Source organism: Mucilaginibacter sp., from assembly GCF_965277465.1.
Lineage (GTDB): Bacteria > Bacteroidota > Bacteroidia > Sphingobacteriales > Sphingobacteriaceae > Mucilaginibacter.
Genome location: NZ_CBDICW010000002.1, coordinates 2236158 through 2249727, shown reverse-complemented (window position 1 = coordinate 2249727; position 13570 = coordinate 2236158). Strand labels below are relative to the sequence as shown.

The window sequence follows — 13570 nt, the reverse complement described above, 5'->3', positions numbered from 1 at the left end:
AATATTCTTAAACAAATAAATTTCCTTCCAGTTAATTATAAACATCAAAAATGAAAAACATCTATGAAAGCAGCAGTATTTCACAAACCAGGCGATATCCGTTATGATACCGTTGAAGATCCGCGACTGGAACAGGACACGGATGTTATTTTAAAGGTTACGTCCACAGCCATATGTGGTTCAGACCTGCATATTCTCAGCGGCGGTGTGCCGCAAACTAAACCGATGGTCATGGGCCATGAGTTTATGGGTATAGTAGAGGAAGTGGGAAAAGGCGTTACTAAACTAAAAAAGGGCGACCGTGTGGTAGTGCCGTTCCCTATTGCCTGCGGGCATTGTTTCTTTTGCACCCATGGAGCTTCACCCGGCTGCGAAAATTCCAACTACAAACATTACGGGCCAAACGGCGATATGGCCGATCAGAAAGGTGCCGCACTGTTTGGCTATACTGACCTGTACGGCGGGTATTCAGGCGGACAGGCTGAATATGTTCGTGTACCCTATGCGGATATCAGCCCACGTGTAGTGCCGGAAAACATGACAGACGAACAGGTCTTGTTCCTGACCGATATATTCCCGACCGGGTGGTCGGCAATTGATTGGGCCCAACTGAAAGGTGGTGAGGTTGTCGCCATCTTTGGTTCCGGCCCTGTTGGTTTGATGGCGCAGAAAGCAGCCTGGCTGAATGGAGCAAGCCGCGTAATCGCTATTGATCCGCTTAATTATCGCCTGGAAAAAGCGAAAGCAGTCAACAAGGTAGAAACCCTTAATCCGCATGAAGTGGATGTTGTAGAGGCTATCCGTGCCATGACTAATGGCCGCGGTGCTGACGTTTGCGTAGATGCAGTTGGTTTTGAGCCGGAACGCGACATCATGGATAAAGCGAAAGCCCTGATCAATTTCGAAGTCGGGAGCATGAAGGTGCTAGATATGGCATTTAAAGCCGTGCGCCGAATGGGCACCGTCTCCATCATGGGTGTATATGGTTCTACTTATGATAATTTTCCGTTACATCGCTTATTTGATAAAGGTATCACCTTAAAAATGGGCCAGGCACCGGTTTTGAATTATATAGACCACCTGATCGATTTGGTGAAAACAGAAAAGGTGGTATTAGATGATATCATCAGTCACAGTTTACCATTAAGCGAGGTTACTCATGGATACGAGATTTTTGACAAGAAAGAGGAAGATTGCGTGAAGGTGGTCCTAAAACCATGGGAACAACAAAAACCGACAGAAAACACAGAACCAGTTAAGATCGAGAACTAATTAGCATCATCATGGAAAATACAATAAGTGCCATAGCAAAAATTGAAACTAAGGGGTACGGCGCTTCTGGTTCTTTGATCGGTGGCGAAACGCTTAAACCGATGGAATTCGAACGCAATCCTCCTCAAGCTGACGAGGTATTAATAGAAACGCTTTATTGCGGCGTTTGCCATTCGGATGTGCACCAGGTAGAGAATGACTGGAAAAATACCATTTATCCATGTGTGCCCGGCCACGAAGTAATTGGTCGAGTAACATACACGGGCGAGGCTGTAACCAAATTTAAAGTTGGAGATGTTGTAGGTGTCGGCTGCATGATTGACAGTTGCCAGCATTGTTCGGCTTGCGCCGACGACGAAGAGCAATTTTGCGAGCATCCCCATGGACCGACGATGACTTATAATGGCTATTTTATGGCTGACGGATCAGGCTATAATACCTTCGGAGGCTATTCCAGTAACCTGGTGGTTAAAGAAAAATTTGTGTTACGAATGCCTGAAAGCCTGGACATCGCCAAAGCGGCCCCCATCCTTTGTGCAGGGGTAACCACTTATTCGCCGCTGAACCATTGGGGCATTAAAGCCGGTGATAAAGTGGCGATTGTTGGTATTGGTGGTCTGGGACATATGGGCGTCAAAATAGCCAAAGCGATGGGTGCCGAGGTAACCGCCGTCACCACTAAGGAAGAAAAACGCGGCCCTGCTTTACAGCTTGGCGCAGACCATGTGATCGTTTCAGAAAATGAAGAAGAAATGAAGCAATATGCTAAATATTTCAATTTTATCTTGGTAACTATCCCTGACCCTTTTGATATTACCCCTTATATCAATTTGATCCACCGTCGGGGTAATCTGGTTACAGTTGGATTGCTGGCTCCTTATAAAGCGCCATTGAATAATATGGAACTCGCCAGCCAGGCGCGTAGCGTAGGCGGTTCGCTTATCGGAGGCATCGCGGAAACCCAGGAGGTCCTTGATTTCTGCGCCGAGCATAACATTCTTCCCGACGTGGAAATGATCAATATCGAAGATATCAATGAAGCATATCAAAAAATGAAGGATGAGGATGTCCGTTTCCGTTATGTGATTGACCTTAAATCTATTAAATAATTACGCCACAAATATCATTATGAAAAAAACGATTGTCTTTATACATGGCATGTTCCAGAATCCCAAAAGCTGGGAAAAATGGATCGCATATTTTAATGAGAAAGGTTATAACTGTATCGCGCCGGCCTGGCCTTTGCATGAGGGTGTACCTGCCGACCTGCGGACCTTTCCGCCGGAAGGCCTGGGCGATCTCGAACTGCAAACGATTACTGACCATATGGAACGGATCGTAACTGCGCAACCGGAAAAACCTATTTTGATCGGACATTCAGTAGGCGGCCTGATCGTGCAGCTGCTGGTCCGGAAAGGACTTGCTGAAATCGGGGTTCCGATCAGTTCGGTAGCGCCAAACGCCATGCTGGCTTTCGATTGGGGTTTTATGAAGAACAGCGCCCTGATCGCCAATCCTTTCAAAGGAAATGAACCGTTCTATACTGATCTGGAAAGCTTCCATGATACTTTCTGTAATACGATGAATATGGACGAGACCAAAATCGCGTTCGAGGAAACTGCTACTCATGACAGCCGGAATGTATTGCGTGACTGTATGGGTGAAGCCGGCCAAATTAATACGGAACTCCCGCACGCGCCGTTATTATTTATCGGCGGGGAGGAAGACGAAATCATTCCATATGAACTGAACCATAGAAATGCCGAGGCTTATACGGATGAGGTGAGCATTGTGGAATTCAAAGCTTTTCCTAACCGCGGCCATTGGATCTGCGGTCAGCCCGGCTGGGAAGAAGTAGCGGATTATATCAGCGGATGGTTAGCCGAATATGCAGAATACCAGTATCATACAAACTCAACGGAACAATAAAATGAACGAAGAAAATAAAATAACCCGTCGGCAGGCAGTCGCCGGGTTAGGTACCACGATGGCTGCGCTTGCGGTATCGCCGGTCTTAGGAGGAACAAAAATGGAAACCAAATATGATGGGCCGGCGAAGATCAGCGACCCAACAAAGCTATTTTCAAAACCACCCTTTAAAAGCCAGCCGCAGCCATGGCCGGGATTACAAAGCAAAATGGACCCGGTTCCGGATTGCGGTGAGACGAGCTATAAAGGTTCGGGCCGCTTAATGGGTAGAAAAGCGCTAATCACAGGAGGCGACTCTGGAATGGGCCGTGCGGCTGCGATTGCCTACGCGCGTGAAGGAGCTGATGTGGCGATCAACTATTATCCAACTGAAGAAGCCGATGCAAAAGAGGTAATCGCCCTGGTTAAAAAAGAAGGTCGAAAAGCAATCGCTATTCCTGGCGATCTTCGAAGTGAAGCATTTTGCAAGGAACTTGTTCAAAAAGCGATCAGCGGATTGGGAGGATTGGATATTATTGTCAATAACGCCGGCAGGCAGCAATCCATCAATTCGGTGGTCGACATTACCAGCGAAGAGTTTGATTCCACCATGAAGACTAATATTTACGCGCCATTCTGGATCATTCGCGAAGCGTTGCCGCATTTGCCGCCAGGCTCAGCCATTATCGGTACAACGTCTGAACAGGCTTATGATCCCTCTCCCGATCTCTACGCTTATGCGCAAACCAAAGCCGCAACCATGAATTACGTTAAGTCGCTGGCCAAGCAATTGGGCCCAAAAGGTATTCGTGTTAATGGTGTTGCACCTGGACCGGTCTGGACCGCCTTACAAATCAGCGGTGGGGCACAGCCTGAAAAACAACAAATGTTTGGAAGCTGGACCCCATTGGGCAGGCCCGGACAACCCGCTGAATTAGCATCTATTTATGTACAATTAGCGGCTGCTGACGCAAGTTTTGCGAACGGGCAGGTATATGGCTCCTCTGGAGGTTCTGGTCAACCTTAATCAATTAATAAATCATGAAAAAAGCAATTATCATTATACTTTTAGCGCTGGGCAGCATTGCTGTCCACGCCCAAATTCCGCTGCCCGATCCGGACACCACAGCGAAGCATTTTTTGATCGTAGCCAGTATCAAGAACTTACAAGAAGTAAGTGCGGGCGAACAAGCGTTGCAAAAAGCCAAAAATGCGGAGGTTAGTGGCTTCGCACAAATGATGATCAAAGATCATAGCAAGGCTGAACAGCAATTGCTTGCCTTAGCTAAGAGGCTCAATATTAGTCTTCCTCCGGCCGCCACTAGCGGGATAAAACCTGATTTATTATTAGCAGGAGCCCCTGATTTTGAATCGGCCTATGTACACGGGATGTCAGCAGGCCATGTCAATACGGTTCAGGTGTTTGAAAACTATGCTACTACAGGGAAAGACCCGGCGGTAAGGACTTGGGCGCAACAAATGCTGCCAATGTTAAAAATGCATTTGCAACATATTAAAATTATAGAAAAATCGATGAAATAAGTCGTCCGCAATACCTACAAAAATTAAGTTTTGTTATTGTGAATTCGACTATTAATAAATCTGCAATTGCTTGAAATAGTAGTATAACAGACGGTAAACCTAACTATTAAAAGTTTGTAAACAATTTAAAAAAGGAGGAACCATGCCATGGCATAACGGAGATTACCCGCCATCTTATAAGAATCAACCCAAAAAGATTCGCGAAAAGCGACTGAAATCGCCAATGAAGTACTAAAGACGACCGGTAATGAAGGCGAGGCTATCGCCACTGGTTTGAAACAGGCGCGTGTGCATTTTGCCAAAGAAAAGAAAGAGAAAAGCTAAGGCCTTAAGTAGGTCGTTTCGAGCTTACCCGAATGGGTTAGGTTATGATATGAGATATGGCCGGGCAGGCAAGCTAACTGAAACCGACGGAAATGGCGCTAATATATCCTCACCAACTACCGACCCGTTGAAAAGCAAAATGGTGAATTACCCTGCGGCAGTAGACAGATTAATTAGCCGCAGGGTTTCCCAATCTTTAATACTGTTGAAGTATTTTGTCAAAACTTGCGTAAATACAGGATCAGTGTCGGGTAAAGCCGCGAATAAGGTCATCGAAGATTTAAGCTTTAAATCATCCGGGCTTCCAAAAATGCGAGTTGCGTGGTTATCTTCGAGTTCTAACAAAGCTTTGGATATTTCAATAAGGCGGGTCCCGAGTATGGGATGGAGCAAATAAGCTTCGGCTTCCGCCTGGTCTTTGATGGCGTAAAATTTACTGGTGTCACTAAGACCGAGGCCCGCAATCTGGGGAAAAATATACCACATCCAGTGACTGCGCTTGCGGCCGCTTTTGATTTCTGCCAATGCCGTTTCGTAATCCCTTTCCTGGGCTATTAAAAATCTATTCAAGTCCATATTTCTAAGCAACAATTTAAAGGCACATTCTCGATATTTTAGTCAAATGGTTTCGATAGTCAATCTCTTGGCGGGACAAACTATTGCCAACTAAAGTTTTAGCTTTTGCAACTAATAAAACGATAATATGATTCTTCAGTAATAACCATAGACGATTACAGTTTGGATCATTTAACGCTATAACCCTTGAAAGCGATAAAATTATTTAAAATTCCGCAATTTCAATCCATACCGGCGCATGGTCGCTGGAATGTTCCCAGCCCCGAACGTTTTTATCTACCGAAGCCGATAAAAGCCGTGAACGTAAAGCTTCGTTCAGCAGGAAATGGTCCAGCCTTAAACCTGCGTCGCGACCGTAAGCGTTGCGCAAGTAATCCCAAAAAGTATAGAAGCGCATGTCAGGATATAATTCCCGGACTGCATCCGTCCACCCGGCATTAACCAGTTCCCGCCAAAGTTTGCGCACTTCCGGCCTGAATAGTGCATTGTCAACATACTTCTCCGGCTTATAAGTATCCTGTTCCGTAGGCATAATATTATAGTCTCCGATCAGCGCGACCGGTAGGCCAAAAGACAATAATTTTTGTGCATGTAACTGCAAACGGTTGATCCACCTCAACTTGTAATCGAACTTAGGTCCGGGGAAAGGATTGCCATTCGGCAAATACAAACAGCCAATCACTATTCCGTTAATAAAGGCTTCAATATAACGACTATGCTTATCTTCCGGCTCGCCGTCTAATCCTTTTCGTGTTTCCTTAATTTCGCCGTACCGGGAGAGAATAGCCACGCCGTTCCAGCTTTTTTGTCCATGCCAGATGGCGTGGTAGCCGAGGCCGAGCAGCGCATGTTCCGGAAATTTATGAGTCTCACACTTGAGTTCCTGTAAGCAAACGACATCAGGTTTTGTTTCGGCAAGCCAGCGCAGCAGGGTAGGTAATCTGCCATTGATGCCGTTGATGTTGTAGGTTGCGATCTTCATCGTTATGTTGACTATTGCTTAGACAAAAAGTTCCTGGGCATCAGTATAATAGGTAGTTCGTCCGCCGATCTTTTCAGTTTCGATGACTTCTCCCTTTGCTGTGATTTTTAAATTTGGACTATGAATGTTCATAAAATCTTTTAATTCCCCGGTGAGTTTGTCGCCATTAGCTTCGGCAATATCATGAATGGCCTTTTCCAAAACGGTTTGGATACTGTGGTAAATTTTGGTGACCTGTTTTGTAGGAATTGCTTTCGCAATAGAAAATGGCGATACCCCGGCATCATAAAGGATTTCATCCGCATAGGAATTGCCGATACCTCTTAAGGCCTTTGGTCCATTAACAAGGTTTTGATAACCGTTCGTTTTTTTGCCAATAAGGCGGTAAAATAACTTTTGTCGAGATCAAGCGCATCCGGCACAGCCACCGGTTTTGGCTGAAGTGTCAATGTTGCTTGTTTTTGCAGATCGATAACGGCGAAGCCTTTACCATTTTTAAAATGGAATGCCAGGATCTGGAACCTGGGCGTTTCATCATCATTCAGATCTACCAGTTCCCCTCGCAACATGAGGTGAAGGCCGAGTATCAGGTCACCCGAAAAGTGTAACTGCAAGGTCTTGCCTTCCCGGCTTACACTATTTAATTCGTGGCCCTCCAATGCGGATTTTAAATCAGCAACCGGAACATTCAACTTTTTATCAACAGTCACTTCAATTTTGTCCAAAACCTCACCTCTAAATTTACGGGAGAGGATCTGCGCGAAAACCGTTAAGTCAGGTAGTTCAGCCATGTTAGATAGTTTATCTGCTATTGTGAATCTTCTTTCTCCAACAACCTGTAGGTTATTGTCGCTCCGACAGCAAAGACAACGTGGGCCGGAATGCGCTGCAAATAGTAATGGTCGAAATTGAGCCAGGGTGGTAAGGGATATACCTTAAAAGTTGCTTTCCATATTAAAAATCCCAGCACACCACTGATCAATCCAAGTAGCAATCCATTCCTTAGATTATGTTTGATCTTTTTAGACTCCCACATTTCTACATAAACGGAAGCGAAGACAAAGCCCATGGCAAAATGCGCCCCCCAGCCGGCCAGTACCTTAGCCTTTTTAGAAAGATGAGGCGCCAGGCGTCCAATTAATACTTCCAGGTGTTCCGGCTCTCTGAAATTTTCATCTGCAAGCAGCGACATAAGGTAACTTGAAGCCGTCATGACCGTTGTTCCCCCGATCCCTGTAAGCGCAGTTTTCTCTATCTGATTCATCAGGCTCCTTTTTTAGCGGTTAAACTACTCATCAATTGGTCGTACAGGTCATCCCCTTTAGCTTTAGCAGGTTTCAGTTTTTTAATGGTTGGGCGGTTACCCTTCGCTTTTTGTTCGATAATTTTCAGCAGTTCGTTATGGTATTCGTCCTTATATTTCGCCAGTTCCATCGGCTCAGTATATTGGTCGATCAGCGCCAGCCCCATTTTCAGTTCCTTATCACTTACTGTTACGTTTTCATCAAGTTCCAGATCCTCCTGTTCCCGGATCTGCTGGGCAAAACGGATGCGTGTTACTACTAATGCGTTATCAACCGGGTGTACTACGCATAAACTTTCTGAACTACGCAATACGAAACGGGCCAAACCGGCTTTACCTGATTTCTTCAGCGCGGAAAGCAGCAAGGCATAAGCTTTATTCTTTTTAGTCGCGGGTGCAGTATAATAGGAAGTTTCATAATACATCGGGTTGACCGCAGCCATCTCAACGAAATTTTCGATCTCGATCACTTTGGTTTTCTCCGGCGCTGCCGCCTCAAAGTCCGCTTCTTCGACTACTACATAATCGTCATCGTATTTGTAAGCCTTTACGATTTTGTCATAAGGCACTTCCTTTTTCGTGTTTTCGTTGACCCGCTGAAACTTGATATGTGCGTGGTCGCGGCTGTCCAGCATATCCAGATCGAGCCGGGTTTCCTGTACAGCGGAATACAATTTGACAGGGATGCTTACCAATCCGAAACCAATGGAGCCGGTCCAAATACTTCTCATCGTTTTAATTTTCTAATGTTATCATTGATACCCATCGGGTGGTGCGCCTCGATCTGGTCAGCCAGGAGATCAAGCAATTCCTCATCCAGGTTTCCAGGATTCTGGCAGATATGTAAAAAATCATGCTCGTCCGGGGTAAAGCTGGCCACATAGGCGCCATTTTCAAAGACCCTGTATTTACATTTATCTTCATCATGATGCACGTATTCACCAACCTCGAAGTGGTGCACGTCTTTATCCTTACTAATGGTAATCGGGTAATTTTCCATAAATAGTATAACTGATTCAACTTGCTTTTGTTTAAGCTTTTATGAAAAACAAAAAGAGGAATTGTATAGTTTTTCGCCACAGCAAGAAGGAGATGGGGTAAATGACAACTTCCGCATCGCCCAAAACATGGACACATGTAAAAGGATGCCGTGTTCCTTACAGAACTATTGCCGCCAGAGTGTAGGCAGCGGGCCCACGATGGCAACGCCTTATTAGCTTAAAAAGGAATTGATGCGCTGGCGCTGATCCCAAAGGCGCGGCCGATTATTACCCACGCGTTAGCCAGTTGGCCAGGCTGAAAGAACTGAGGCTTTTTACCAGGCCAACACTATATAAACGGCTGAAATATCAATGGATATATCTATGTTGATTTGAGAATAAAACACTTGTCAACAAAACTCCACCCACGTTGTTCAAATAGTATATGAAAGACGAAAATCTGAAAACAGCGGCCCTCAACGCCCTCAGCAGCGCATTGATCTTTGCTGGCATGAACCACCTCACTTTTGCGCGGAAAGACTTTAATGCGCAGGTGCCCGATTGGGTGCCGCTCAAAAAAGATGATATGGTTGTTTACTCGGATATCGTGGAGATTGCTTTGGGCAGCGCTATTGCACTGGCCCCTAAAAAACAAAAAGAAACCGTTGGAAATATTGCTGCCACCTTTTTCACGGCGATATTCCCGGGAAATATATCGCAATACACGCATAAGCGTTCTGCGTTTGGGCTTGACACCGATAACAAACCGCTTAGCCGGGCTGTTCTTCCAACCGGTATTGGTGTACTGGGCCTGGAAAAGTATGCTAAAAATTAGCAGTTAATGGATCCCCTGACCCACCTTACCTTAGGCGCCTGCACCGGTGAAATCTTACTCGGCCGCAGGTTCGGAAAAAAAGCCATGCTTTTTGGCGCACTTGCGGCGAATTTACCGGACATCGACACGGTTTTCGGTTTATTCGAACCCGGTGACCAAGCCCTATTACTTCACCGTGGCATTACGCACTCTATTTCCTTTGCAATTTTGGTTGGTTTGTTACTTGCCTGGCTCTTTCATAGGTGGTATTGCAGTATTGGTTTTGGCGCTTTTGGGGTGTTCTTCTGCGTGGAGTTGGGTTTGCATGACCTGCTGGATTCCTGCACCAGTTATGGCACCGGCTTATTGGAACCTTTTGTGCATACAAGATACTCGTTTCATTTGCTGTTCGTGGTCGACCCGCTGTTTACGATTTGGTTACTGATCGCGACCTTTGTTTTGTTGTTCAAAGTAAAATGGCGTAGAAGGTGGGCGTTTGGTGGTATTGCGCTGTCTCTGCTATACGTTGGTATCGCAGCGTGCTGCAAGTCAAGACTGGACCCAACAGCTACCATGACCACTCCCGCGCCATTTAATACCTTGCTCTGGTATGATATAAAAAAAACAGATTCAGGTTACTATACTGGCTATGAGTCGGTATTCGATAAAAAACCAGTTGCTTATGAATTTCACGCGCAGAATAAACAGCTATTAACGGTGAACGGGCTTTACCTGGCGCGTTTCGCGGATGGCTATTATACCTTGTTAGAATCGGGTGGCCACACTTATTTTAATGTCATCCGTTTCGGCCAGATACAAGGTTGGCAAACAAAAAACGCACCCTTTGTATTAAGCTATCCATTGGACGATAAAGAAAGCGAAAACATGATTATACAAAAAGGCAGGCTGGCAGGCTGGAACAGCCGCAGCATCAAACAATACCTGGAAAGGATCGCAGGCCGATGAACTGGTTACTTTTAGGCGGCATTTTGTACGCCGCACTGGTGATATTCGTTTGCTTGCGTATTCTCTATGATATCAATTCGACCAGTAAGGCCCTTGCTTATTTACTGGTTGCCATGCTGATTCCCGGCATCGGTATCATTATTTATTTTGCGGTAGGCGCTAATTACCGCAAGAATAAGCTCTACAGTAAAAAGATCATTTCCGATAACAAGCTGCTGGCTGAGATCCGCGATAAGATCATCCACGAATCCGAAAAAACCTGGGAAAGCGGCGAAGCGGAAGTCAAAAGCCATAAAGAACTTGCCCGGCTGCTGCTGCACGACAATAGCCCGCTGACCGGCAACAACGAGGTTCGCCTTTTGCTGAACGGGGAAGAAAAATTCCCGCAGGTGCTGGAAGCGCTGGAAGCAGCAGAGCGCCATATCCACATGGAATATTACATTTTCGAGAATGACGGCATCGGTAACCAGGTTAAGGATATATTGATCCGGAAAGCTGCCCAAGGGGTGAAGGTGCGTTTTATTTATGATGACTTTGGCAGCCGTGGGATTCGGGGCGGCTTTGTAAGGGAGTTGGTCGCCGGTGGGGTAGAAGCTTTCCCTTTTTATAAGATATGGTTCATCGCCTTATCGAATCGAACCAATTACCGCAACCACCGGAAGATCATCGTCATTGACGGCTTTACCGCTTTTGTTGGCGGCATCAATGTCAGCGACCGCTATATTAATCCGGCAAAGCCCTACTGGCGGGACACGCACCTGATGATCAAAGGCCCCGGTGCCTACTACTTGCAATACCTGTTCATTTGCGACTGGAACTTTTCTTCGGGCAGCAAACTCGCCGTTGTTCCGGAATACTTTTGCACCGCAAAAACAAAGTCGAACGCCATCGTCCAGATGGCCGCCAGTGGCCCCGATTCCGATACGCCGGTGATCATGTATGCGCTGATGCAAACGATTAGCCTGGCGAAAAAGGAACTGCTGATCACTTCACCTTATTTCATCCCCGGCCAAACCATTCTCGACGCCATCTGCGCCTCAGCCATGAGCGGTGTGAAGATCAAATTGTTGGTGCCTTATAAATCAGATTCTGCATTGGTGAACGCTGCTGCCAAATCATTTTATAATGAAATTTTGGAAGCAGGGGTAGAGGTTTATCTCTACAAAAAAGGCTTTGTACATGCCAAAACGGTTGTTGCTGACGGGCAACTGGCCATTATCGGTACCGCAAATATGGACCACCGTAGCTTTGAACTGAATTTCGAGGTTAATGCGATGGTGTATGATAAGGCGCTGGCCAATGAATTGCGAAATGCGTTTGAAGAAGACCTGAAGCATTCGGTTAAGATCAATGCGAAAGACTGGGCGAAACGCACTTTATTCAGACAGTTACCTGAGAAGCTATGCAGGCTGTTTTCACCCTTATTATAATACTGTCGAATTTCACTCCTTAAACGTCCTGATTTCCCCTTTCGACATTGCCCGAAAAAAACGAATTTTAGGAAATGAAACTTCTGCTTTAATGAATACATAGAATATTCAAGAACCCAGAGAAGCCCAAAAACAACCGACAGGTATATTACCTGTTTAATCACCTGTTAAAATTCCGCACTGTAAAACGTTACGAATTATCTTTTGACAGGATCAACCAGCAGTTCTACGACAGTTTTGTTAGTTACATGATGATTACCCATAAGTCATTAAATAATACGATAGGGAAGTATATAAAGACAATTAAAGCGTTTATTAACTTTTGTATTGATAGAGGTTATTGTCAGCCAAACAATGAAGTTACCAAGTTCAAAGTATTTGGGGAGGATGGGGAAATGATATACTTATCAGAGGACGAATTATTTAGGATAATCAATTTAGAATTAGATTCTGAAAAGTTAAAAGTAGTAAGGGATAATTTTTGCTTTGCCTGTTTTACAGCGTTGCGCTATTCAGATATTAGCAGGTTAAAGCCCGAAAACATCAAAGAAGACTATTTAGAAATCACTACTGAAAAAACGAGAGATTTTTTGAGGATCCCATTGAAACATCATGCAAAAGCATTATTGATAAAAAACAATGGAATGTTGCCAAAGCTATTTTCAAATCAAAAGGTAAACGATTATCTAAAGGATATAGGAAAGCTGGCCGAGATCAACGAAAGTATTATAATTACTAAATACCGGGGAATTGAAAAAGTTGAATTTTTAGAACCAAAGTATAATTTCATTAGCTCACATACCGCAAGAAGAACTTTTGTAACACTATCGCTAGAAAAGGGAATGAGGCCCGAAACCGTAATGTCAATTACAGGGCATAAAGATTATAAGACATTTAAGAAGTACATTAAACTAACCGATAAAGTAAAGCTTGCAGAAATGAACAATATTTGGGCTGATGTTTTAAAGATTGCTTGATCGAAATATAATTTAAAAATCGCAAAGCCGGACAATCCGGCTTCGCCATTTCTTTTTACTTATCCCACGCAAAACCCCCATTGGATTTTGTGAATGAATTAGCAATTAAGTCAGCTTGTGCTTTGCCTAAAACTTTTTTAGCAGCTTTATAGGTAGCTTTAATCAAAGTATAAGTCCCCCGCCCTCCTTTGTAAGCAGTTCCATAGCCTGTTAAAAAGCCGTAAGAATTTAGTTTTTTTGCAAGTTCCTTTGCCGTAATTGTTTTTTTCTTACAACGAGATAGCGTAAAAGCTATTCGATAGATGAATGTCATTTTACTGTTCATATTTTAAATAATTAAATAATGACTCACTCACTGAACTTGTTTAGACGTGAATGTTGAGTTAGAACTCTGTTGAAAGAGTTAAGTGGACAACCCTACAAGTAGAGCAGCAAATGATTTTAACCTATCGTAGCGTCATAGGACATTCGAACAGCAAACGTAAGAGGATTAACT

The 13570-nt window shown here is 44.6% G+C and carries 17 protein-coding genes and 1 pseudogene; 9 read left to right on the top strand and 9 right to left on the bottom strand.

The window, feature by feature from the left end; genetic code table 11:
- Positions 1 to 63: 63 nt before the first annotated feature.
- From ACQY4U_RS22185 to ACQY4U_RS22165, 5 genes are read left to right on the top strand one after another with little or no spacing between them, the layout of a single operon-like run.
- Positions 64 to 1272 (top strand): zinc-dependent alcohol dehydrogenase, encoded by a 1209-nt coding sequence (locus tag ACQY4U_RS22185; protein ID WP_428331653.1) that lies wholly within the window; start codon positions 64 to 66, stop codon positions 1270 to 1272.
- An 11-nt stretch (positions 1273 to 1283) separates the two neighbouring features.
- Positions 1284 to 2381, top strand: a complete 1098-nt coding sequence (locus tag ACQY4U_RS22180; RefSeq protein ID WP_428331652.1) for an NAD(P)-dependent alcohol dehydrogenase — start codon at positions 1284 to 1286, stop codon at positions 2379 to 2381.
- Between the two features lie 19 nt (positions 2382 to 2400).
- Positions 2401 to 3201 (top strand): alpha/beta hydrolase, encoded by an 801-nt coding sequence (locus tag ACQY4U_RS22175; protein WP_428331651.1) that lies wholly within the window; start codon positions 2401 to 2403, stop codon positions 3199 to 3201.
- Position 3202: 1 nt separating this feature from the next.
- Positions 3203 to 4207, top strand: a complete 1005-nt coding sequence (locus ACQY4U_RS22170) for an SDR family oxidoreductase (protein ID WP_428331650.1) — start codon at positions 3203 to 3205, stop codon at positions 4205 to 4207.
- 14 nt (positions 4208 to 4221) lie between these two features.
- Complete coding sequence (locus tag ACQY4U_RS22165; protein WP_428331649.1) at positions 4222 to 4722, top strand: DUF4142 domain-containing protein; 501 nt, start codon at positions 4222 to 4224, stop codon at positions 4720 to 4722.
- A 471-nt stretch (positions 4723 to 5193) separates the two neighbouring features.
- On the opposite strand, the gene ACQY4U_RS22160 is transcribed toward ACQY4U_RS22165, so the two are convergent.
- From ACQY4U_RS22160 to ACQY4U_RS22125, 8 genes and pseudogenes are all read right to left on the bottom strand, one after another.
- The gene (locus tag ACQY4U_RS22160; protein WP_428331648.1) at positions 5194 to 5622 is read right to left on the bottom strand and encodes a DUF1810 domain-containing protein; all 429 of its coding nucleotides are present in this window, start codon (positions 5620 to 5622) and stop codon (positions 5194 to 5196) included.
- A gap of 205 nt (positions 5623 to 5827) precedes the next feature.
- A complete protein-coding gene (gene xth, locus ACQY4U_RS22155; RefSeq protein ID WP_428331647.1) occupies positions 5828 to 6604 on the bottom strand; it encodes an exodeoxyribonuclease III in 777 nt (258 codons plus the stop codon).
- A gap of 18 nt (positions 6605 to 6622) precedes the next feature.
- A complete protein-coding gene (locus ACQY4U_RS22150; RefSeq protein WP_428331646.1) occupies positions 6623 to 6805 on the bottom strand; it encodes a hypothetical protein in 183 nt (60 codons plus the stop codon).
- 42 nt (positions 6806 to 6847) lie between these two features.
- Positions 6848 to 6898, bottom strand: a pseudogene (locus tag ACQY4U_RS22145) (hypothetical protein); the annotation flags it as partial.
- 29 nt (positions 6899 to 6927) lie between these two features.
- Positions 6928 to 7395 carry a DNA-formamidopyrimidine glycosylase family protein gene (locus ACQY4U_RS22140; protein ID WP_428331645.1) on the bottom strand — a complete coding sequence of 156 codons (468 nt, stop codon included), beginning with the start codon at positions 7393 to 7395 and terminating at the stop codon, positions 6928 to 6930.
- Between the two features lie 17 nt (positions 7396 to 7412).
- Positions 7413 to 7868: a hypothetical protein gene (locus ACQY4U_RS22135; protein WP_428331644.1), complete on the bottom strand. Its 456-nt coding sequence runs from the start codon at positions 7866 to 7868 to the stop codon at positions 7413 to 7415.
- The gene (locus ACQY4U_RS22130) at positions 7868 to 8638 is read right to left on the bottom strand and encodes a Ku protein (protein ID WP_428331643.1); all 771 of its coding nucleotides are present in this window, start codon (positions 8636 to 8638) and stop codon (positions 7868 to 7870) included. The genes ACQY4U_RS22135 and ACQY4U_RS22130 overlap by 1 nt, the downstream gene beginning before the upstream one ends.
- The gene (locus tag ACQY4U_RS22125; protein WP_428331642.1) at positions 8635 to 8907 is read right to left on the bottom strand and encodes a hypothetical protein; all 273 of its coding nucleotides are present in this window, start codon (positions 8905 to 8907) and stop codon (positions 8635 to 8637) included. Before ACQY4U_RS22125 ends, ACQY4U_RS22130 begins: the two co-directional genes overlap by 4 nt.
- Positions 8908 to 9332: 425 nt before the next feature.
- Here ACQY4U_RS22125 and ACQY4U_RS22120 point away from each other — a divergent pair, with 425 nt between their 5' ends.
- The 4 genes from ACQY4U_RS22120 to ACQY4U_RS22105 all read left to right on the top strand — a co-directional run bounded on the left by ACQY4U_RS22120 (position 9333) and on the right by ACQY4U_RS22105 (position 13074).
- Positions 9333 to 9722 carry a DoxX family protein gene (locus ACQY4U_RS22120; RefSeq protein WP_428331641.1) on the top strand — a complete coding sequence of 130 codons (390 nt, stop codon included), beginning with the start codon at positions 9333 to 9335 and terminating at the stop codon, positions 9720 to 9722.
- A 6-nt stretch (positions 9723 to 9728) separates the two neighbouring features.
- On the top strand, positions 9729 to 10667 hold the full coding sequence (locus ACQY4U_RS22115) for a metal-dependent hydrolase (protein WP_428331640.1): 939 nt from the start codon (positions 9729 to 9731) through the stop codon (positions 10665 to 10667).
- Positions 10664 to 12097, top strand: coding sequence for a cardiolipin synthase (gene cls, locus ACQY4U_RS22110; RefSeq protein ID WP_428331639.1), 1434 nt, complete (start codon positions 10664 to 10666; stop codon positions 12095 to 12097). Before ACQY4U_RS22115 ends, cls begins: the two co-directional genes overlap by 4 nt.
- A gap of 95 nt (positions 12098 to 12192) precedes the next feature.
- On the top strand, positions 12193 to 13074 hold the full coding sequence (locus ACQY4U_RS22105) for a tyrosine-type recombinase/integrase (RefSeq protein WP_428331767.1): 882 nt from the start codon (positions 12193 to 12195) through the stop codon (positions 13072 to 13074).
- A gap of 55 nt (positions 13075 to 13129) precedes the next feature.
- On the opposite strand, the gene ACQY4U_RS22100 is transcribed toward ACQY4U_RS22105, so the two are convergent.
- Positions 13130 to 13399, bottom strand: coding sequence for a hypothetical protein (locus tag ACQY4U_RS22100; protein WP_428331638.1), 270 nt, complete (start codon positions 13397 to 13399; stop codon positions 13130 to 13132).
- Between the last annotated feature and the right edge of the window lie 171 nt (positions 13400 to 13570).